At 66.3% G+C, this 21724-nt stretch carries 16 protein-coding genes and 1 pseudogene; 4 read left to right on the top strand and 13 right to left on the bottom strand.

What is annotated here, in order from left to right; all coding sequences use genetic code 11:
* Positions 1 to 31 precede the first annotated feature (31 nt).
* Positions 32 to 655, bottom strand: coding sequence for a 50S ribosomal protein L25/general stress protein Ctc (locus tag H7347_RS09480; RefSeq protein WP_152823269.1), 624 nt, complete (start codon positions 653 to 655; stop codon positions 32 to 34).
* 291 nt (positions 656 to 946) lie between these two features.
* Between H7347_RS09480 and H7347_RS09475 the strand changes: the two genes are divergently transcribed.
* Positions 947 to 1783, top strand: coding sequence for a hypothetical protein (locus tag H7347_RS09475; protein WP_152823268.1), 837 nt, complete (start codon positions 947 to 949; stop codon positions 1781 to 1783).
* Between the two features lie 102 nt (positions 1784 to 1885).
* On the opposite strand, the gene H7347_RS09470 is transcribed toward H7347_RS09475, so the two are convergent.
* Positions 1886 to 2863 carry a ribose-phosphate diphosphokinase gene (locus tag H7347_RS09470; protein WP_152823267.1) on the bottom strand — a complete coding sequence of 326 codons (978 nt, stop codon included), beginning with the start codon at positions 2861 to 2863 and terminating at the stop codon, positions 1886 to 1888.
* Between the two features lie 11 nt (positions 2864 to 2874).
* Positions 2875 to 4368, bottom strand: a complete 1494-nt coding sequence (gene glmU / locus H7347_RS09465) for a bifunctional UDP-N-acetylglucosamine diphosphorylase/glucosamine-1-phosphate N-acetyltransferase GlmU (protein WP_370513959.1) — start codon at positions 4366 to 4368, stop codon at positions 2875 to 2877.
* Positions 4369 to 4501: 133 nt separating this feature from the next.
* Between glmU and H7347_RS09460 the strand changes: the two genes are divergently transcribed.
* The gene (locus tag H7347_RS09460) at positions 4502 to 6010 is read left to right on the top strand and encodes a multicopper oxidase domain-containing protein (RefSeq protein ID WP_186337451.1); all 1509 of its coding nucleotides are present in this window, start codon (positions 4502 to 4504) and stop codon (positions 6008 to 6010) included.
* A 258-nt stretch (positions 6011 to 6268) separates the two neighbouring features.
* Here H7347_RS09460 and H7347_RS09455 read toward each other — a convergent pair whose 3' ends face one another.
* The 9 genes and pseudogenes from H7347_RS09455 to H7347_RS11020 form a co-directional block, all read right to left on the bottom strand.
* Complete coding sequence (locus tag H7347_RS09455; protein ID WP_152823265.1) at positions 6269 to 8779, bottom strand: acyl-CoA reductase; 2511 nt, start codon at positions 8777 to 8779, stop codon at positions 6269 to 6271.
* Positions 8776 to 9939 (bottom strand): acyl-protein synthase, encoded by a 1164-nt coding sequence (locus tag H7347_RS09450; RefSeq protein ID WP_152823264.1) that lies wholly within the window; start codon positions 9937 to 9939, stop codon positions 8776 to 8778. Before H7347_RS09450 ends, H7347_RS09455 begins: the two co-directional genes overlap by 4 nt.
* A complete protein-coding gene (locus H7347_RS09445) occupies positions 9936 to 10493 on the bottom strand; it encodes a hypothetical protein (protein ID WP_152823263.1) in 558 nt (185 codons plus the stop codon). The genes H7347_RS09450 and H7347_RS09445 overlap by 4 nt, the downstream gene beginning before the upstream one ends.
* A gap of 74 nt (positions 10494 to 10567) precedes the next feature.
* Positions 10568 to 10936, bottom strand: a pseudogene (locus tag H7347_RS11025) (GNAT family N-acetyltransferase); the annotation flags it as partial.
* Positions 10933 to 12138, bottom strand: coding sequence for an MFS transporter (locus H7347_RS09440; RefSeq protein WP_152823262.1), 1206 nt, complete (start codon positions 12136 to 12138; stop codon positions 10933 to 10935). The pseudogene H7347_RS11025 and the gene H7347_RS09440, both read right to left, overlap by 4 nt.
* Positions 12135 to 13394 carry a phenylacetate--CoA ligase family protein gene (locus tag H7347_RS09435; protein WP_152823261.1) on the bottom strand — a complete coding sequence of 420 codons (1260 nt, stop codon included), beginning with the start codon at positions 13392 to 13394 and terminating at the stop codon, positions 12135 to 12137. The genes H7347_RS09440 and H7347_RS09435 overlap by 4 nt, the downstream gene beginning before the upstream one ends.
* Before the next feature lie 522 nt (positions 13395 to 13916).
* Entirely contained in the window at positions 13917 to 14417 is a 501-nt protein-coding gene (locus H7347_RS09430; RefSeq protein WP_152823260.1) for a hypothetical protein, read from the bottom strand.
* 536 nt (positions 14418 to 14953) lie between these two features.
* Positions 14954 to 15412 carry a hypothetical protein gene (locus H7347_RS09425; RefSeq protein ID WP_152823259.1) on the bottom strand — a complete coding sequence of 153 codons (459 nt, stop codon included), beginning with the start codon at positions 15410 to 15412 and terminating at the stop codon, positions 14954 to 14956.
* Between the two features lie 160 nt (positions 15413 to 15572).
* Positions 15573 to 15803 (bottom strand): excalibur calcium-binding domain-containing protein, encoded by a 231-nt coding sequence (locus H7347_RS11020; RefSeq protein WP_370513958.1) that lies wholly within the window; start codon positions 15801 to 15803, stop codon positions 15573 to 15575.
* A gap of 248 nt (positions 15804 to 16051) precedes the next feature.
* Between H7347_RS11020 and H7347_RS09420 the strand changes: the two genes are divergently transcribed.
* Positions 16052 to 16351, top strand: a complete 300-nt coding sequence (locus H7347_RS09420; protein WP_152823258.1) for a hypothetical protein — start codon at positions 16052 to 16054, stop codon at positions 16349 to 16351.
* A gap of 26 nt (positions 16352 to 16377) precedes the next feature.
* Here H7347_RS09420 and H7347_RS09415 read toward each other — a convergent pair whose 3' ends face one another.
* Positions 16378 to 16926 carry a hypothetical protein gene (locus H7347_RS09415; protein WP_152823257.1) on the bottom strand — a complete coding sequence of 183 codons (549 nt, stop codon included), beginning with the start codon at positions 16924 to 16926 and terminating at the stop codon, positions 16378 to 16380.
* A gap of 1178 nt (positions 16927 to 18104) precedes the next feature.
* Between H7347_RS09415 and mfd the strand changes: the two genes are divergently transcribed.
* Positions 18105 to 21668: a transcription-repair coupling factor gene (mfd, locus tag H7347_RS09410; protein ID WP_152823287.1), complete on the top strand. Its 3564-nt coding sequence runs from the start codon at positions 18105 to 18107 to the stop codon at positions 21666 to 21668.
* The last annotated feature ends 56 nt before the right edge of the window (positions 21669 to 21724 follow it).

Here is a 21724-nt window from a genome sequence, read left to right as displayed (position 1 = left end):
CGCACCGGGATGAGCAACCGCGGGGGAGGGGTTACTCCACGGAGTCGGCACCGGCCTCGGCGCCGCCTTCTTCCGCGGCCTCGGCGGCCTCCTCCAGCTCCTCGTCCACCTCGGGGTAGGTGATGGAGACGATCACGGTGTCCGCCTCGGCCACCAGGGTGACGTCCTCGGGCAGGGTGATCTCGCTGGCGGTGACCTTGGTGTCCACCTCCAGGCCCTCGATGGAGACGGTGATTTCCTCCGGAATGTTGAGCACGTCGGCCTCCACCAGGAGCACGTCGGCGTCCTGGATGGACATGGTGCCGGCGGCGGGTTCACCCTCGAGCACCACGGGAACCTCGACCTCGACCTTCTCGCCGCGCTTGATGGCCAGCAGGTCGATGTGGTCGATGTCCAGGGTGAGCACGTTCTGGTCCACGTGCTTGACCATGGTGAGGTACTTCTCACCGTCGATGTCCATCTCCACGATGGCGTTCACGCCGTTGTTGCGCACCAGGGCCTGCATGTCCAGCAGGGGGACGGCGAAGTGTACGGGCTCGGCCAGCTCCGGGCCGTAGATCACGCCGGGGATCTGCCAGGCGCGGCGCAGCCGGCGCGCGGCACCCTTGCCAAACTCGGTGCGGGCCTGCGCTTCCAGGGTGGGGTACTTAGCCATGAGGGTCTCTCCCGTCGGTTGTTGTTAACTATGTCTGGGGAGCTGACCGCAAGAAAAATGCGGCCCACTCGCGCGCTCGCCGAGTCGCCGCAGGATAAACCGGGGTGATGCTCATGATCGCGTCGATAACGGCCCGTGGGGCCCTCGCCGAGACGAAACAATGCTAGCACCCCGCCTCGGTGCGGGGCAAGGCCGAGGGTATCTGTTGTGGGGTGTGAGCAGCGATGTTAGCGTGTGGAGGAATTATTCGGTTTCCGCTAAATAAAATATAGGGACGAGCGCACGGTGAGCATGGAGAGCAGGCAAGGGGAGAAGGACGCGGCGTGGCGTGAGGATCAATCCCTCACGGGCCAGGGGAGCCCACGGGGGCGGGTAAAGCTCGATGTGATGGAGGCGGTGCGCTGGGCCTTTTCTACCGTGTGGCACAACCCGCGCGTCTGGGTCCTGGGTATGCTCCTGCTGGCGGTGTCCGTGTTCGCGGCGCTGGCGCTGCTGGGCCTGACCCTGGTGGGCATCGAGCATGCCCTGGGGGTGGACCTGGCGGGGCTGATACCCGAGGGCTGGAGCCTGGACTGGGGTTTTGGTCCAGAGATCGCTCTCATCCCGCTGCTGCTCACGCCGCCGCTGTACTCCGGTGCGCTGGCCCAGGTGAGCCGCTCCCGAATTGGGTACCGGGACTTCTTCCGCGATACCCACTACTGGCGGGTGGTCATCATCTCCCTGGCCGCGGCGGTGTTCTGGTGGGCGGTGGACTACCTGGTCAGCGCGGCCATGCCGCCGCGCTTCGAGGGGGTGGGTAATGACGCAAGCTTCTGGTACTACCTCGGGGCGGCCGGGGGCGGACTGCTAGCGTTCTTCCTGACCATGCTCACTCACCTGTTCACGCTGGCGTGGGCCTGGTACGCGGCCGACGGCTACGGCTTCGGCCACGCCGTGGTGGAGGGCAGCACGGCGGTGTGGCACAACGCCATCCGCCTGATCCTGCTGTACGTGGTGGGATCGATCCTTGCCATATTGGGGATCGTTCTGACCCTGCTGCTGGGCGCCCTGATTATCCTCCCGGCCTCCCTGTTGATCGCCGCGCATCTGTGCCGTCAGACCAACGGCGGGGAGCTGCCCCGCGCGTAGCGGGCGGGCCAACACCCACGGCAGGGCCGGGCCACAGGGGGCGCAATACGAAAAAGGGGCCGCGCCCTGCTCGCGCGGCCCCTTCCTTCTTGGCGCTCGGGGCTAGGCCTCGCCCTCAAAGAGGTGCGTCACGGAGCCGTTCTCGAAGATCTCGTTGATCGTCTGGGCCAGCAGCGGGGCGATGGACAGCACCGTGAGGTTGCTCCACCCCTCCGTGGACTGCGGCAGGGTATCGGTGGTGATGACCTCCTCCGCACCGCACTGGGAGAGCCGCTCGCGGGCGGGGTCGGAGAACACCCCGTGGGTGCAGGCGATCACCACGGAGCGCGCTCCGGCCTCCTTGAGGATGCCCACGGCCCCGGCGATGGTGCCGCCGGTGTCGATCATGTCGTCGATGAGGATGCAGTCCTTGCCCTCGACCTCGCCCACCACGCGGTTGGCCACCACCTGGTTGGCCACGTCCAGGCTGCGGGTCTTGTGGACGAAGGCCATGGGGGCATCGCCGAGCACGTTGGCCCACTTCTCGGCGGTCTTGACGCGGCCAGCGTCCGGGGAGACCACGCAGAGGTCGGAGAGGGAGTACTTGGAGGCGATGTAGTCGGTGAGGATCGGCATGGCGTGCATGTGATCCACGGGGCCGTCGAAGAAGCCCTGAATCTGGTCGGTGTGCAGATCCACGGAGACGATGCGATCCGCGCCCGCGGTGCGCAGCAGGTCGGCCACGAGGCGAGCGGAGATCGGCTCGCGGCCCCGGTGCTTTTTGTCCTGGCGGGCGTAGGGGTAGAAGGGCAGGATCGCCGTGATGGTGCGCGCGGAGCCGCGCTTGAGGGCATCGATCATGATGAGCTGCTCCATCAGCCACTTATTCAGCGGCTGGGTGTGGGACTGCAGCACGTAGCAGTCCGAGCCGCGCACCGATTCCTCGAAGCGCACGAAGATCTCGCCGTTGGCGAAGTCGCGGGCCGTGGTGGGGGTCAACTCGATGTCGAGCTCCTTGGCCACCTCCCGGCCCAGCTCCGGGTGGGCACGCCCGGAAAACAGCATCATGTTTTTGTGGGTTTGCTTCCAGTGAGCAGTCATGGGACTGTGCTTTAACCTTCCTGGTCGGCGCCGGAGTGATCGGAGGCAGGCGATGATCCTTGCGTCTCACGCGCCCGCTGAGCGGCCCGGGCGGCCGGGGAACCCGGCCGCTTGCGTTCCACCCATCCCTCGATGTTGCGTTGGCGCCCGCCGGAGACCACCAACGCCCCCGCGGGGACATCTTCTTTAATCACTGTACCCGCCCCGGAATACACCCCATCACCCACGGTCACCGGTGCGATGAACATGGTGTCCGAGCCGGTGCGCACGTGATCGCCCACCACCGTGTGGTGCTTGTGTACGCCGTCGTAGTTCACGAACACGCTCGACGCGCCGATGTTGGAGTGTTCCCCGATGGTGGCATCGCCCACGTAGGTCAGGTGCGGCACCTTGGAGCCGCGCCCGATGGTGGTGTTCTTGGTCTCCACGAAGCCCCCGAGCTTGCCCTCGGGGCCCAGCTCGGTGCCGGGGCGCAGGTAGGTAAACGGCCCCACGGTGGCGCCCGCCCCGATGGTGGAGGACAAGGCGTGGGTGCGCACCACGCGGGCCGCCTCGCCCACGGCGACGTCGATGAGCGTGGTATCCGGTCCGATGAGCGCGCCGTCGTCGATGCGGGTGGCCCCGCGCAGCTGGGTTCCCGGTTCGATGGTGATGTCCCGGCCCAGGGTCACGGTGACGTCGATGCGGGTGGAGGCGGGATCGATGACCGTCACCCCGCCGCGCATAGCGGCCTCCACCGTACGGCGGTTGAGTTCCTGGCCGGCGGCGGCCAGCTGCACCCGGTCGTTGACCCCGGCGAGCTCGCGGGCGTCGTCGGCCAGGTGGGCGCGCACCGTGTGCCCCTCGGCGCGCGCTATCCCCAGGACGTCGGTGAGGTAGAGCTCGCCTTGCGCATTATCGGAGTCCAGGTGGGTCAGGCCGTAGCGCAGCACCTCGGCGTCGAATGCAAAGACGCCGGAGTTTACCTCGCGGATGGCGCGCTCGGCATCGGAGGCGTCCTTTTGCTCCACGATGCTGGTCACCTGCCCCTCCTCGTTGCGCACGATGCGACCGTAGCCGGTGGGATCGTCGAGTTCCAGGGTGAGCACCGTGACGGCGGTGGGGGACTCGGTGTGTGCCTCGTGCAGCCTACGCAGCGTCTCCGGGCGCAGCAGGGGGACGTCACCGTTGGTAACGATCACGGTGCCCCGAAAGTCGGGGATCGCGCCCAGGGCGCATTGCACCGCGTGGCCGGTGCCTTTTTGCTCCTCCTGCACGGCCTGTACCACCGGGCGGCCCAGTTCCTGTGCGATCGCCTCGGCGGCCGGGGAGACCTGCTCGCGCTGGTGGCCCACCACCGCCACCAGGTGCTCGGGCTCGATCGCGGCGGCGGCGTGCAGGCTGTGCGAGAGCAGGCTGCGCCCGCCGATGGAATGCAGCGTCTTTTGGGTGGCCGACTTCATGCGGGTGCCAGCTCCCGCCGCCAGGACGATGACGGCGCAGCCAGGGGTGGGCGTAGTGGTCACGGGCAAGATACCTCCGACGGGGTAGCGGAAAAGCGGTAACCAGCACAGCATAACGCCTGAGGTGGGCGGCGGGGGTAGCCTGGGTGGCGGCCACGTTGGTGGTCACGCACGGCACGAAGCAGGGAGGAACACGGTGGAGAGAAGAACATTCCTGCGCGGCGCGGGGTTGGCCGCGCTCGCACTCGCGGCGAGCCCCGTCCTGGGGGCCTGTTCCTCCGGGCAGCCCACCCCGCGCGGCTATTCCGGGTCGGCGCGCCCCCTGCCCATACCCCCGTTGGCGGAGGGGGAACTCATCGACGCCGTGCGCACCTTCCGCCTCGACGCCAGCGCCGTGGACGCGCAGATCCTCCCCGATGTCACCACCCCCGCCTGGGGGTTCAACGGCGGGCATCTGGGGCCTACCCTGCGCCTGCGCCGCGGCGAGGACGTGCGCATGAACGTCCACAACGGCCTCGACGAGATGACCACGATCCACTGGCACGGTATGAAGCTCCCCGCCGTCTCCGACGGCGGCCCCCACCAGCCCATCGAACCCGGGCAGACCTGGACGCCGCAGTGGCGGGTGGAACAACCCGCCGCCACGCTGTGGTACCACCCCCACCCGCACGAGCGCACCGCCCTGCACGCCTACCGGGGCCTAGCCGGCATGATTCTCATTGAGGACGAGGTTTCGGATGGCCTCGATCTGCCCCGCTCCTATGGCGTCGATGATATTCCGGTGGCGATCATGGATCAGAAGTTCCGCGACGACGGCCGCCTCGATGAGACCTCCGACCCCGACCTGGGGTTGAAGGGCGATACCCCCACCGTTAATGGGATCACCCACGCCTACTTCGACGCCACCACCGCCACCCTGCGGTTGCGCCTGCTCAACGCCGCCACCATGCGTTTTTACCGCCTGAGCTTTTCCGACGAACGCCCCTTCCACGTGGTGGCCACCGACTCGGGCTTCCTGCCCCACCCCATCGAGGTCACTCACCTGCCGATCAGCCCCGGCGAGCGCGCCGAGATCGTGGTGGACCTAGAGGCGGGGGAGAAGGTCACGCTCGTCTCCGGGCCCTTCGATGACAACTTCGGCGTGCCAGAGGACGAATACAGCTTGGATTTTGGCCTCCAAGACTCCTTTGATCTGCTGGAGATCAGGGCGGTGGAGAATCTTGTCCCGGCCGTCGCCGTGCCCGCCACGTTGGCCGCCGAGGCCGCCCGCGAGGTGGCGGTGAACGGCGCGGTAGAACGGGAGTTCGTGCTCAACACCTTCCAGATCAACGGGCAATCCATGGATATGAGCCGCGTGGACGTGACCATCGACCATCAGGGGCCGGAGATCTGGACAGTGACCAACGAAAACGCGGACTGGATACACAACTTTCACATCCACGACTCCGCCTTTAAGGTGCTTTCCCTCGACGGCACGGAGGCGGACGTGTTCACTCGAGGATGGAAAGACACCGTGGCCCTACCACCCGGCGCCACCGCGCGCCTGGCGGTGGAGTTTGGCTACTACCCCGACCCCCACTGGGCCTACATGTACCACTGCCACATGCTCCTGCACGAGGACTCCGGCATGATGGGGCAATTTGTGATCGCCCCGCCGGGGGAGCGGGCGGCTCTTGCCGGGGAAGCGGGGCACGCGCACGGGTAGTGGCCATGCTGCGCTTTGGGGCTGTGCCTGATTATTCCGAGCGCAGATCTGCCACGTCCACGCGAGGGTGCGCCGCGCGGGCGGCATGCGTGCATAGATCGTCCCCGCCAGCAGGGATACTGTGACCGCGATAAGCAGCGGCTCGATGACCTGCCCGGGATCAAGAACCCCGCTGATGTCTACCACGTTGATTGAAGGAGAACTTGAAATTGATTTAGACCTTCCTTTTGTGTACCGCCCCACCTCCACTTCTTCCCCTCACCCCCGCATATCCACCACCCGCACGATCTTCCCGCTGGAGGCCGCGCGGGTGAATTCCTCGGGCGCGATGGCGCGGGCCGCCACGCTCATCAGACCCTCCGTGCAGGCGAGGTCGAGGTGAGCCACGCCCCGGCCCAGGGCGGCCCGCGCGGTGGTGGCGTCGCAGCTGTGGGCGGCGGTGGGGTCGATGAGCACGGTGAGACGCTCGCGGTCGCGGTGCCAGTCCACGCGCACCTGCACGTCACCGGCATAGTCGGCGTGCGTGGCCAGCGCGTCCACAAAGGTCTGGTAGTGGAAGGAACGGCTGCCCACGCGGATGACGTCCCCGTAGCGTCCCAGGAGCTCCACGCGCGGTAGCAGGCTGCCGCAGGCGCACCGTCCGGGCAGCAGGCGGCCGAGGTCCCCGATCTCGTAGCGGCGGAGATGCTGGCCGGTGCGTAGCAGGGAGGTCAGTACGATTCGCCCCACCTCGCCGGGGGCCGCGGGACGGTCGTGGTCGAGGTCGATGATCTCGGCGTCGATGAGGCTGGAATGCAGGTGGTGCACGGAGCCGGTGCAGTGCAGGCACTGATAGCCCAGGGGACCGAGGTCGGTGCTGCCGTAGGTGGCCGAGCGGATGGTGGTGATGCCGAAGTCCTCGCGCAGCACCGCCCGCTGGGCGGGGTGGAAATGTTCGCCGCCGTAGTAGAGGGAGCGGATGCCGCCGTAGGCGAGGAATGCCTCGCGCTGCTCGTGAAGCAACCGCCACAGGTGGGAGGGCATGCCGAACAGTGTGGTGGCGCGGTGACGGATCACGAGGTCGGCGATGAGAGCATAGTCCGGGTTGGCGGGAACGCCGATGGGCAGCTGCGCCGCGCCCAGGTGTTCGAGGCTGGTGAAAAAGCTCAGGAAGCCGCCGTACATGTTGCCGCCCACGAAGAGGTTGGCTACTCGCTCGGTGGCGGGCTCGAAACCGGCTGCCAGCAGGCCGTCGGCCACCGCGCGCATCTGATCGGTGTAGTCCCGGTAGGTGTAGGCCGATAGCGCGGGTGCCCCCGAGCTGCCTCCGGACTGGAAGGACAGCTGCGCGGCCTCGCGGGGCAGGTGGGCCAGCGCCCGCTGCACCTCGGCCTTGCCGATGAGGGGTAGGCCGGACGGGCGTATCGGCTCAGGCTGCGGCAGGAGGTCATCGAGGGCGGCCAGGTGGCGGTAGTCCTCCTCGGTGCGGCGCACCGAGACCCGCCGCGCATAGCGCTGGAGGGGGTAGAGGCCATCGTGCGGCTCGCTGGGGTAGCCGTCAATCATGTGGCCGCAGGAGGTTATGCGGGTGACCCCGGCGGTGATGAGGCGCCGCGAAAGCTCCGCGACCTCGGCGGGCGTACCGGCCACCGCGGCGGTTTGCAGGTAGCGGCGCAGGGGGCGCAGTACCTCCCCGATGCGCCCCCGAGGCAGCGGCTTGATCCACAGGCTGCGGTAGAGGGGCGAGGCGCTCAGCGCCGGGCGACGATCCGCCAGCACCCGCCAGCCCCCGCGCGGATCGGCATACACCCGGGTCAGCCCCAGGTGTTCTTCCAGTTCCGCCACCCGCTGCACGGTGGCGATCTCGGCCCATTCGGCCTCGGAGGGGCCCGCGCCGGGGGCGGGATCGGCCAGCCACGGCGCGGGGCGGGCCGCCAGGTGGTCGGCCAGATCCTCGGCCAGTGCCGTGACCTTAGCGAAGTCCTCGGTGTCCAGGTAGACCACCTGCGGGCTGGAACACGCCTGCTGGTCGAGGGCGCAGGCATCCGCCGCCACCGCAGCCAGCGTGCCCGCATCGCGGGCGGCCTCCTCGGTGAGATAGGCAAAGGAGAGGCGATGGCCCCAGGCCACCACCCGGCAGCCGGGCGGGGCCAGGGCGCTGAGCGAGGACACGGCCTCCTCGCCGCCCCACACCGCCAGGCCGTCGGCGTGTGGACACAGCGCCTCCCACCAGTCTTGCCGGCGGGAGGAAAAAGAAAGGACGATGATGCGCTGGGCGAGTATACCGGTGGGGTCGGCCTCAGCCAGCGCCGAGAGCAGGGTCACGGAGGCCTCGTGGTGCCCGCTGGCGGTCTTGAGCACGTTCATGTTCCCGGTGAGTAGGCCCTCTACCACGCTGAGCGCGCCCGCGGCGGGGGCGTTGCCGGGAGCCACGTGGACGAGCACCCCGAGGGGCGCCCAGGCCTCGTAGACGGGGTGGTGGGCATCGGGGCGGCGCAGCCGGAAGGGATCGACGCGATCTCCCAGCTCCCGCAGTAGGCGGCCCTCCAGGGTGTCGCGCGAGAGCGACGCCGCCAGGGCCTCGATCGTGGTGGGCTCGAGGAAACCCAGGCGGGCGCGCAGTGGGGAGGAGGCGTCGGCGATCTGCGCGCCGAGGGCCGCGCAGGCATCGAGCACTACGGAAGGCGGCAGCGGGGCGGCCAGTTCGCGCTGGGCGAGCGCACCCAGATCCGCCAACCGCACGCGGGCCTGGGTGTCATCGAGGATTTCTCCTTGCCAAAGGTGCATCATGAGCGTCCTTTCAGTAGTTCGGCGGCGGCGATGGCGCAGCTGCGGTTGCGGCTTAACCCGGCGCGTCCGTGCAGGACGATCCATTCGGTCTGCGCCCCGCAGTCGCATTCCTCGGCGGGGTGGGCGCTGGCGATATCCCCCATGAGCACGCTGTGCGCCGGAACGGAGGTGATGTACGGGCTGACTAGGTGCAAAAAGCCGCGCTGACCGTGCGGCAGCGGGGCCAGGGTGGCCACGTCGCGGATCGTGGCGCGCGACCATACCGGCAGGTGCAGGCGATGGCGGGCGCACTCGACTATGGGTACGCAGTGTTCCACGGAGCCGAAGCTATCCCGGATGCGTTCCGGGGGGATGCCCAGCGTGCGGGAGATCAGGGCGCGCAGCTCTTCTTTGGGAATCTGCTTGTCCGTGTGGTTCTTCCACCCGCCGCCGAGGAATACCAGGGAGTCGGGGGCCAGGCGCAGAGGCCCGCGCCCCAGGGCCTCCAGGCGGTGCAGGATCGCGGCGAGGAAGGCGGGGAAGCCGAAGATCCGCAGAGCAATGCCGTCCGCGGCGGCCCGCTCGATGGCGGCAATCGCGCCGAAGGGGTCGAACTCGTGGCGCGGGCCTTGGCTCGCTGCCGCCCGCGCAGCGGTGCAGCGCAGCGCGTAGGTGATCCGGTGGGCGGGGGCGAAGTCGCACAGGTAGGTGTTGGTAAAGGAGGTGCCCACCCGTAGATCACGCTGGGGCTCGTAGCTAAGAAGCAGGTAATCGGCCTCTATGCGCGGGGTGTACCAGCCGTAATGGTCGAAGATGCAGGCCACCATGCGCTGGGCTACCCCGATGGACCAGGCGTCGAAGAACATCTGGGATTTCTGCCCGCTGGTGCCCGAGGAGGTCAGGTGCAAGGAGATCTCCTCGCGCGGCACGGAGAGGGTTTCGTGCCGCTTGAAAAAGGCCGCCGGGATCAACGGGGAGGGTGTGTCCTCGGCGTTTGCCACGGAGCGCCAGAAATCGTTGCGGTGCCGGTGCCAGGCGTGGGTTTCCGCCAGGGCCAGGTCGAAGAGACGCCGGGCCTGCGAGGTGAGGTCATAGGGGTCGCGCAGGTCGCACAGGCGTTGCAGGTGGGGCAGTGCCTGGGGATCGGGTACGGTCAGGGGTCCGAGGTAGGAGGGGGTCATACTGCTTCCTTGACGGTGAGTTCCTTGACGGGGAGAAGGGCGGCGGTGTCCGCGCTGTGGGCGAGGATCATCAGGTCGTGCAGGCAGCCCGCGCGGGCCCTGGCGGCGGGATAGTACGCCACCGGCCTCATCCCTGCGTCCACATAGGCCGCTGCGGTAGTGGCGTCGCGTGCGTCGTAGAGCGCCACGGCGGCTTCTACGTAGGCGATGCCGCGGCGGCGCAGCTGCGTGTACAGGGTTGGGGCGATCCTTGGCAGTGCGCCAGGTTTTGGCCATACATCGCGCAATCGCGCCCCGCCGAGCGCCGGGTGAATGTCGAGGCCCAGGCGCACCGTGGAGTCTGCGGTCGTGGCGACGTAGCGGTGGGTGCTGACCTGTCGCAGCGAGACGGCCGCGGCCGCGGGCATCGGCGCGGGGCCGTCCGATAGTACCTCCGGCGGGCGGGCGTCGGTGATGTTCGCGCTGCGCAGGGCGCGCCGATAGAGTTCCTCTGCCCCGACGGGCAGCGCCGGTGGCGTCGATCTACGCCCCAGCGTCCCCGGGGCGTGGCGCACAAAAACCCCAGGCTTTCGCGCTCGGTCAGCATCGCGGCACCCGGCAGTACCCCGGTGGGGTAGAAACCCTGCCGCAGTACCACCCGCTGCGGCCCCGGGGAGTGCAGCCGCACGGTGGAATAGGCGGAATCAAGGGTGCCGCTGCCGAAGGCCGCGGTGCAGGCTGCGGCGGTCACGCGGTGCGCCAGGCCGCGGCCGCCGTGCTCTGGGTGGACGACAATGCCGCCGAGCAGCCCCACCCGCAGGGCGGTATCCGCGATGACCACTGCGGAGGCGATGGGAGAACCGTCGTGGTCGCGCACGATGCGCCAGTGGGTGGACGGCGATGCGAGCAGGCGCTGGGTTTCCGCGAGATCCCGGCCCAGGGGCAGCGGGTAGTGCTCCCCGTAAACCTCGTGGAAGAGCGCAATCAGGCCCGGGGCGTCCGCCACGGTGGGGATCATGACCGCTCCTCTGTGTCTAGGCGGGTGGCGGCCACCCAGGTGGCGCCGGCCACCGGAAGCAGCCCCGCGCCCTGGGCCACCAACAGCAGGCGCACCGCAACCACGTCTCCCAGCGCGCCGAAGACGAGCGAGGACACCGGCAGCGTGGCGCTGATGAGGGCCTGCATCGCGGCGAAGAACGCGGGCTTGTCCTGGGGAGGGACTTTCCGCTGGAAACAGGACATAAACCGCACCCCGATCGCCCCGATGCACACCCCGGCCGCCACCAGGCCCGCGGCGGCCACCCCCGGGTGGGGCAGGAGACCGGGAGCGGCGAAGCCCACGGCGGCTATCGCCAGGCCTCCGCCGCCCACCGTGGCCAACCGCAGACCAACCCTGGAACCCAGGGCGGCACCCGCAATGGTGCCCGCACCCAGGGCCGCCTCGAAGGCAGAAACGGTGGTACCGCCGCCCCGGAGGGTGCCGCGCACAAAGAGCGGGTCGAGCACAAAGACGGCGGTGCTAAAGAAATTCGCTGCGGTAAAACACAGCAGCATTCTCCGCACCGAGGGCAGACGCCGCAGCACGTGACGGCTGGGGGCGGGGTGTACGGGGGTCGGTGCCGAGGGGGCGCGGTGAGCAAAACCGGTGGCAGCGATGAGCGCGGCGGCCGTTAAATAGGCCGTGGCGCAACAACAGAGCAACCCCGTCGCGCCGGTGGTTTCCACCACCAGCGGCCCCAGGAAGCCCCCGGTGAGACCGGCGACGGACTGGGTGGCCAGCTGGAAGCCGGTGGCGGATTCGATGTCCTCGTCGGCCACCAACTCCGGGATGGAGGTACTCAGGCAGGGATCGAATACCGCCTGGCAACAGGCCAGAAGCAGGGCCAGGGCACACAGCGCGCCTATGGGCAGCGGCCATGCGTGGCTCACCGACGCGGCCGTCCCGGCCAGGGCGCCCGCCAAGGCTGCCGTCCCGGTCAGCAGGCGGCGGTGATCGTGCCGCGCGATGAGGCGAGCGACCAGCGGCACCAGGGCCACGGCGGGAACGGTGGCACACATCAGCACGAGGCCGGACTGGCGGCCGACGTGGTGGCCGCCGGCGATCCCCACCAGCCACCACACGATGCCCACTTGAAAGACGCGCGCGGCGGCCTGGGTGAGAAACTGCCCCGCCCACACCGCCGCGAAGCCCCTATTGCGCACAACCACGGGCGCGCTCATGCCAGCGGCCTTTGATCGATCACCCGCAGCAGCTTGCCAGATCGGGGATGCGTGGCCAGGTCGCGGTGGTGCACCCACTCCACCTCCAGGGGCAAAACCTGACGATGCTCGGTGGCCTCGGAGTAGGCGGGTCGGGCGCGCAGCACCGCTTCGACGATCGCGTGGGCCAGTGCGGTGGCGCGTGGGGAATCAGGGTGGGCCGTGGCGGCCCGCAGCACCAGGCCGTCGAGGCCGCGACGATGCACCGCGACCAGTTGCAGCGCGGCGATCTCGTGGTCGGTGTCCACGGTGGCGACCGCAGCGTGGACGTCTTCGACGTGCATCGTCACGTAGGCGATTCGCAGGGCGTCGCCCGCACGACCCATCAGCCGGAAGACCCCGGCCTCGTGATCCACCCACTGCGCCCGGTCTCCGGCGGGGTAGCGCACGATGGGCATGAGGTGACGCCGCAGATCGGTAACCACCAGCGTGCCCGGCACCCCCGGCTGCGTGATGGGGCAGCCGGACTCATCCAGGATCTCGGTGCGAGTATAGGGATGCCAGCCTTGGTGTTTGCGCAGATCATCCCCGCGCACCGGCCGACCCAACAGCCCGGCATCGACGCTGGCGTATCCTACGGACTGGACGCGGGCGTGCGGGAAGGCCGCGCGCAGCAGCGGACGGCGATCGCCAAAAAGCAGCTCCCCGCCCACGAGGATCAACTCCACCTCCGGCAGGGTATCGCCCATGTTCACCAGGTGCTCGGCCACGGTGATGACGGTACTGGGCAGTGCGGCGATGGTGGTGATGCGGAACTCACCGAGCGCGTGCGCCAGGCGCTCGGGGCTTAGCCCTCCTCCAAAGGGAAAGCGAGTGGTGGCGATGGGACAGTGTGCCAGGGAATCGAGGATGAAGGTGAAGCTGGCGTAGAGATCGCCGGCGTAGAAGAGATTGGCCACCCGTGCCCCGGGGGCAAGCCCGGCATCGACGAGCCCGTGGCCGAAGGCGTGGCAGAAATCCCGCCACTCTTGGGCCGACCACCAGGAAAACTTCGGTGCGCCCGTGGTGCCGCCGCTGCGCAGCACCAGGGCGTCCGAGGCGGGCGCGGTGAGCACCGTATTACGCGCCGGGTGATTGGCCCGCCAGAACGACGACGGATCGACCACCGGCAACTCCTCCCACTTCGGGCGCTTGGGCAGGTTCCGGTAGAGCTGGCGGTAGAAGGGGGAGTGGGCGCGGACGAAGGCGATGTGCTCTGGCAAGGGAGTGATGGGCATAGCGGTGTCTTTACTGGTCGAGAGTGCTGAAAACAGAGCATTATGTTTATTGTTTTGCCTGTGTGGCGCACACCGAAGGCGAGGGCCGGTACCCCCGCTCGCGGCGCTGTGTGGTGGAAAGCGTACATAATGGCAATATCCGCCTGGTTGCCTGGCGATCTTGGCAGCGCGGTGACGCAGGGTTGGGTATCCGATTGTTCCCTGGGGCGGTTGAGGTTCCGGTGTCGGGTGGGGTGTGCGGCCGGATTAACTCCTGGTGCAGAGGGGGGATGGACGCATTGGAATGGCCCGTGGTGCTTTTGGGTGGAGGTGTGAGTGAGATAATCGGGCCGGGTAAAAATATTCCTGTATGTATGCTGTGAGTTTTTGGTCTGGGGGGGACTTTTTAGCGCCGATTAAGCCGCGCGGGGTGCCCGAGAAATACGCGGCGGAGGGAAAAGGGATAGTGTGCCCGGGGTGCTTCTGGTACTCGGCGAGACAAAGATCGCCCGCGCCCTCTTTGGCGGGGCGTGGGCTCAACTTCTAGCTCTGGTGCGGATCGTCCTGTGCCTTGGTGTCCCCGTTGCCCGCGCTGGGAATGGCGATGGTGCTGTTAGCGCCGCTATCGCAGGTTACGGTGATGATGTGCGGGCCGCCATTGGGCCCGGGGTCGATATTGATGGGGGCGGTGAATGTGCCCACGAAGGGGCCGGTATCGCCCTGACGGTGCAGTGTGGTGCTCCCGCCGAAGGAGGCCACGGCCGTGGCGGAGGTGTCCTCCTCGGTGCAGGGGGTGGAGACGGTCAGTTCTGCTCCCGGCTTGAGATCGCCGTCGAGGTTGATCTCGATGGCGGGGCCAGCGGTGCGGTCGCTGGTGGGCAGCGCGGAGCTGGTGGGGGTGGCGCTCGATGCGGTCTCGGCCGCCTGGGCGTCCTCCTCCGCGGTGGAGCAGGCCGTGAGCGCCAGTGGGAGAAGAGGAAGGGTGGCGACAAGAACTCGGTATTTCATGGTGTCCTCCGGGTAGATTTCCGTAGATACCGCCACGGTAACACGGGGTAGCGCGTAGGGAGGCCGTATAACAGATGAAGTGAGACGAATCCCCCGATCGGCTTCCGCACCAGGGCTCGAACCTAGCCGCGTTCGATCTGAAAAACGATTTTAACTGCATAAAAGTGAGAAATTATCCGGCCCCGCGGTAGTGATGGACTGCAGGGGCGTTTTGCTTGGCCTATGAGCATCGGTACTAGAAAATAAGTAATTAAAAGGGATTGTGGGAACTGTCCCGCAATCCCTTTTTGGGCTATAAAGACTACTCTTGTCGAGGGATGAGTCGAGAAATCCGAGCCCAAATTTTACGGCCATCAGCAGTCGCCACTGATGCGATAATTAACCCTGCAACGATTCCCTGAGTAATGGCCTGCAGAGATCCTGGCTGGTCTGCCCAGAATACAGGATGCACCGTGTTTGCAATGGCAACAATGATCACGACCAAGAGGAACATTTTACTCCCAGAGCGGTGGAGACGCCCGATCCCACACAGGAGATGGCAAGACCCCAGCCCACCTTGCCGGCTAGGAACTTTACGAGAGCGTTTTTCCGGCTCGGCCTTCTAGAACTTGGAGGATTTTGTCGTATCCAATCACTCCTCCCGCGCAGCCGGTGAGGAACTGGGCAGTGTTTTGCACGGCAGAATCGTACGTGACGATGGTGGGGCAGTCTGATTCCGCCTTTACGGGTGAATCTTCAACCGCGATGGGGGCGCCATCAGCATCGTAGGCTTTGAGCTGGTAGTCCTCGGAGAGGGTGAGAAACTTTGCCGATGCATCGATGGGGGCGTCCCCATCCATTTTGCGGAGCTGGTTGAGTTCACTTAGCTCCTCAGAGGTGATGGAAAATTTTTCGCCAACAGCAGCGGGACTGATGGCCTCATCTGTGCTGGCGTGTGCGATGTTGAGTCCAGTGAAAGGGATCGTGATGGCGAGCGTGAGGGTGGCGATACGCTGCCCTATGCGCTTAGTAATACGCTTTCCTCTCTGCACGGGTACAGCCTAGTTCCTAGGTCTACGTGCAGTGTAGCGTATGTTAAAAGGTTTACTACTTATGGGTTAATAGGTATCAATTAGTGGAAGGGGATACGCCTATGGGGTACCCCTATCGCATTACTGGGCAGGGTTTGTTCATGGGGATTTCTTCGGAGGTCTAGTTTTCGCAGGCTGCGCCGTCATGGTCGAGTCGGCTGCTGTGGTCGGGACTCCTGGCGTAGAGTGGCGCGGCACCAGCGGCCTTAACCTGAGTGGAGTTGGAGTAGTGGGTGTCGATGTGGGTGCCATGGCGTCGAGGCTTGTTGAACGAGCTCTGGGGTGTTTGCTGGGGCAGGGGCGGGCGGCTTTCCCGGTGGGCATTGGGGCGCGGTGACCCCGCACCTGTCATGGGATAAGGCGGTGGGGGTGATGTTTGCTGAGGGGAGGTTATCGTCGTGGTCGGTGCGGCGTCGGGGTTGGTGGTGGTGTTGTGGCAGCGTCGCTCTTTCTGTAGGGAGACCGTGGCCAGTCAGTGCCAGGCGTTCGTGAAGGGCTTGGATAAACTCAAGCGCTACCGGGATGATAACGAGAAACTCCGCGAGCGCCTGCGGGTGCTAGAAAGCGGAGCGGGATCGCCTCAAGCGGCACATTGCCCGTATGGAGGAAGCCTCCCGCCTGACTGGTAAGAAGGCTGTGGCGGCGGGATATATCGTGATCCTGCGCTCGGTGATCCGTGTGGCGCAAGGAAAAGTGGCTCATGCACCGTGTAAGGCATGGGCTATCTTCGATGGCTGGAAGATCGCAGTCAAAGATAGCCAATTGGGCTACTTTGTGGCCAGCCTCCCGATAGATGAGAAAATTACCGCTACCGCCAGAAATAGTAGGCTAACCATAGGGAAATTCCACTGGAATATGAAGGCAATTATAGAAAGAATGGAAAATGCTATAGAGATATAGGTGGTTACTTTTTCCATTTTCAAGCCTTAGCGCTTCTCGGCTGCGAGGCCAATACCGGAAAGTTCCTCGGCGATCTCTAGGAGGGCTGCCTTCATGTCTTGAGCCTTAATGCTTGTGCCTCCAGTCCGAAGAATCTCTTTGATTCCCCCGGCCTCTTCAATGGCGCGGGTAACTTTCTGGGCTCCATCTGCGCCCTTGATGAGGCGAATAAGTTTGACCACCTTCGCTACGGGGACAACGGCTCCACCGATGATGAGCGCGATAGCACCAGCGCATTCCCACGCGTTGTAGTTCATGAGGATAGGCGACCTGCCCTCAATGGTGCCGGGTTGGTTGGCCTGAAGGTAGGCTTCAATCTCTTCGTTGCTGCCATTTTGGACGAGGTCGTCAGGCATTGCTTCCACATAAGCGAAGAAACTATCCACGAAAGCCAAATCTTCGTCGGTCACTTGAGGGACATCGCTGGCCGCTTCATTTTTCTCTTTCGTGTCAGCGTGGGCTACCTCTGCTGTAGCGAAAGAAAGGGTGGGGACAAGAGCAATAGATACAAGTCTTTGGATGAGACTCTTGCTCATGTTCTTTCTCCTCTCGGCTAGAACTTCTGGGAGCGCCCGCATTATTGCACGGCCCGCCAAGGCACGCAACGGTCATGAGGAAATTTTTCTGTGAGAACATCAGATGGCTATATAACGCCAGTTCACTACCACTTTTCGGATGTTGAAGACGCTGTGCGGTGATCTCTCCGGGGAGTAAATGATGGCCCCACCTCGCCAGGGTGGAGCTTTCCGTTACGAGCCTAGAACCCCCGTGTGGCGGGCGGCCTCCTGCCACTGCTCCTAAGCCACAGCCTCACGATCCGCGTTAGTGACCGTCCCCTTAACCTCAATGATTCGGGCGATGGCCTCGGTGCGGCGGGTCACCTGATTCCCGTGGGTAGCCAGCTTGGTGGGCCAAAGCCGCTTTTGTGGGCTTTCAGCGTGTCGCGTCCGGGAGAGGTATCCATGGTGGTGCGAACGGTAATCATGACGGCCTCCTTATGAGGTAGGTGGTGCGGTGTGGCTTGGGCCGTCTCCGTCCCGGAGCCTGTCTCGCTCCGGTATCTATAATGAGGCGGCTCGTCGCCTTGTAAAGAACGCATATTGGCTCACCCTCGCTGGTGGTGGACGTGGCGGCGGTGGCCGGGTTCTGTTCGGGTGCCGACGGCGTGCCAGCAGCCATCGTCGGTGCCAATCGGGGCCGTGGCTAGGTGGGCTGACCTGGTGGTTCCTAGGGTGCAATTCCACGACATGCGCGACAGTTTTCGCCGTACTCGTCACGCGGCCCAGAAATGGAAAACCCCAGGCCGCAGGGATTTTCCCTGCGGCCTGGGGTGTGACAGAATGCTTCCCCACCAGGACTCGAACCTAGAATGACGGTACCAAAAACCGTAGTGTTGCCGATTACACCATGGGGAATCGCGCGGCATAGTGCGTCGCGCGCTTTTACACTGTAGCGCATGGCCTGGGGCCGCGCGTAACCGCTGCTCGTGCTGTCCAGCGCGGGGCGTCGGGTCTGCAAAGCTCGGTGTCCACCGGGTGTGGTCTACTGGGTAGGTCTCGTCGCGCCCGTCGGGCGTGGTGCCCGCGGTGGGCGGGGAACGCGAATGTTGTTGAGAGGGTAAGGAATAATCACGGTGGCAGACCACGATACGGTGCAGGCTCCGGCCTTGGCGGGTCTACTCAAGGTGGTGGGCGAGGACCCAAAGATCCGGGGAATGCTTACCCACGTGGGGGAGCGGGAACTGCATCTCACCGGCGTGGATCAGGTGCGCCCCTGGGCGGTCGCGGCGCTCTCGCGCGAGGCGCCGGTGATCGTGGTGACGGCCACGGGGCGCGAAGCCGAGGATCTCAGCGCCGAGTTGCGCGCGATGTTGGGCGATAAGGTGGCGTGGTTCCCATCCTGGGAGACCCTGCCGCACGAACGGCTCAGCCCCGGGGTGGACATCGTGGGCCGTCGCGCGGAGGTGATAGAAAACTGCGCCCGCTACCGGGTGATCGTGGCCGCGGCCCGTGCAATCAGCCAGCCCTTCTGTCGGGAGGTGCCAGGGCGCGAGGCCGTGCGCCTGCGCGAGGGCGACGAGCACGACTTGGGCAAGCTCACCGAGCAGCTGGTGTTCCGGGCCTACGAGCACGTGGACATGGTGGCCAAGCGAGGCCAGTTCGCCGTGCGCGGCGGCATCCTGGATGTCTTTCCCACCACTGGGGATTACCCGGTGCGCGTGGAGTTTTGGGGCGACGAGGTTTCGGAGATGCGCCAGTTTTCCGTGGCGGATCAGCGCACCCTGCCCGAGGGACGGATAGCGCAGGTGGAGCTCTATCCGGCCCGTGAGCTGCCGATCACCCCCCAGGTGGCGGCGCGGGCACAGGAGCTGGCCCGACGCTATCCTGGCAACCCTACCTTGGTGGAGTTGCTGAGCAAGATCGCGTCCTCTCAGCCCGCCGATGGCATGGAGGCGCTGATGTCGGTGCTCAGCGACTCCCCGCTGGCGGTGCTGCCGGATATCGCGCCCCGGGGTACCCACCTGGTGTGGGTGGCCCCGGAGAAGATCCGCTCCCGGATCGCGGACCTGGAGGTCACGGACAGGGAGTTTTTGGAGGCCGGTTGGGAGGCCGCGGCGATGGGGGCGCAAGGCGCGGCACCGATCTCGGCGGCGGGGCTGGATCTCACGGCGAGTTCCTATCGCTCATTTGAGTCCCTGCGCGCCGGGGCGCAGTCGGCCGGGGTGCCGTGGTGGACCTTTTCCCCCCCCGGGATGCTGGAGGGGCCGGAAGAGGACACCCTGCCCCTGGAGTTTGAGGCGGCCCCCGCTCCCCACGGCGATCTGTCCAAGATCGAGGAGACGATGTCCCTGCTGCTGGCCCACACCAATGGCGGGGGGCGTGCAGCCTACATCACGCCCACCCGCGGGGCGATCAAGCGCATGGTGGAACGCTTCGCGGAGCAGGGGATTCGCATCCACGTGGCCTCTCCGTCATGGGAGCCGCGCGCGGGCGAGGTCACGCTGTATCAGGCGCTAAGCCACGCCGGCCTGGTGTTTTCCGGGGCGGTGGTACTCACCGAGACGGATCTCACGGGCAACCGCGTGGGGGACATCGCCGGTGCCAAGCGGCGTCCGGCGCGGCGGCGCAATCGCGTGGATCCGCTGGCGCTCAAGACCGGCGATTATGTGGTGCACGAAACCCACGGCATCGGGCGCTTCATCAAGATGGCGGAGCGCACGATCAAGGCCGGCGATGAAACCTCGAGGCGCGAGTACATAGTGCTGGAATACGCGGCGTCCAAGCGCGGCCAACCCGCGGATCAGTTGTGGGTGCCGATGGATTCCCTCGACCTGTTGAGCAAGTACACCGGCGGCGAGGCCCCCAGCTTGTCCAAGATGGGCGGTTCGGATTGGAAGAACACCAAGAAGAAGGCCCGCGCGGCGGTGCGCGAGATCGCTGGCGAGCTGGTGGAGCTCTACGCCAAGCGCCAGTCCGCCCCCGGGCACGCCTTTGCTCCGGATTCGCCGTGGCAGCGGGAGATGGAGGACAACTTCCCCTACGTGGAGACCGAGGATCAGATGGCGGCGATCGAGGCCGTCAAGGCGGACATGGAGCGCTCCACTCCGATGGATCGCGTGGTGGTGGGCGATGTCGGCTATGGCAAGACCGAGGTGGCGGTGCGCGCGGCGTTCAAGGCGGTGCAAGACGGCCGCCAGGTGGCGGTGCTGGTGCCCACCACGCTGCTGGCCCAGCAGCACCTCAAGACCTTCGAGGAGCGCATGGACGGGTTCGCGGTGACCATCCGCGGGTTGTCGCGCTTTACTCCTCCTGCCGAGGCGCGGGAGATCGTTGCGGGCCTGGCGGACGGCACCGTGGACGTGGTAGTGGGCACACACCGGCTGCTGCAGACCGGCGTGAACTGGAAGAACCTGGGGCTTATCGTGGTGGACGAGGAGCAGCGCTTCGGCGTGGAGCACAAGGAGCACATCAAGGCGCTGCGCAGCCACGTGGACGTGCTCACCATGTCCGCCACCCCGATTCCGCGCACCCTGGAGATGTCGATGTCGGGGATCAGGGAGATGTCCACCATCCTGACCCCGCCGGAGGATCGCCACCCCGTGCTCACTTATGTGGGCGCGGAGGAAAGCCAGCAGGTGGCGGCGGCCATTAGGCGCGAGCTGCTGCGCGACGGCCAGGTGTTTTATATTCACAACAAGGTGCGCGACATCGAGAAAAAGGCCCGGGAGCTGCGGGAGCTGGTGCCCGAGGCGCGGATCGTGGTGGCGCACGGGCAGATGAGCGAGGAGATCCTGGAACGCACGGTGCAGGGCTTCTGGGACCGCGAGTACGACGTCCTGGTGTGTACCACCATCGTGGAGACGGGCCTGGACATCGCCAATGCCAACACCCTCATCGTGGAGAATGCGCACCACATGGGGCTATCACAGCTGCATCAGCTGCGCGGCCGGGTGGGGCGTTCCCGCGAGCGTGGTTACGCCTATTTTCTGTATCCGCGCGGGGCCACGCTCACCGAGACCTCCTACGACCGGCTGTCCACGATCGCGCAAAACAACGATCTGGGCGCCGGCATGGCGGTGGCGATGAAGGACCTGGAGATGCGCGGCGCGGGCAATGTCCTGGGCGCGGAGCAGTCCGGGCACATCGCCGGGGTGGGCTTTGATCTTTACATGCGCCTGGTGGGCGAGGCCGTGGCCGCCTACCGCGCCCTGGCCAGCGGGAAGCCGCTGGACGCCACGGACAAGGGGCCCAAGGAGATCCGCATTGATCTGCCCGTGGATGCCCACATCCCGGAGTCCTATATCAACGCCGAGCGCCTGCGCCTGGAGGTGTATCGCAAGATCGCCGCCTCCGGCTCGGAGGAGGATCTGCGGGCCATCTGCGCGGAGATGCGGGATCGTTTTGGCGAGATTCCTCGCGAGGTGGCGCGGCTGCTCACGGTGGCGCGGCTGCGTCATGTGGCGCGGCAGGCGGGGATCACCGACGTCGGGGTGCAGGGCACCAGGATCAAGGTGCACCCGGTGGAGCTGCCGGATTCCAAGCAGGTGCGGCTGCGTCGGCTCTATCCGGGGGCCACCTACCGCGCGGCGGCCAAGGCGATCCAGCTGCCCTTCCCCAAGGCCGGGCCCAAGGTCACGGATCCCAGGCTGCGCGACGAGGAACTGGTGCAGTGGGTGGCCGACGCCCTCAGCGCGCTTCTCGACGTCCCGCAGACCGATGTGCGCGGCGGCACCGAGCGCAACGCGCAGTCGCGCCGGGTGGTATCGGTGAGTGAGTAAAATCGCCCCCGGTGGCGGCGCGACCGGGGTTGACTAAGTATTCTTGTACCTTTCCC

This window comes from Corynebacterium sp. zg-331, assembly GCF_014267345.1.
GTDB lineage: Bacteria > Actinomycetota > Actinomycetes > Mycobacteriales > Mycobacteriaceae > Corynebacterium.
Note: the sequence above shows the minus strand (reverse complement) of the source record. Positions and strands in the feature narration are given on the sequence as shown.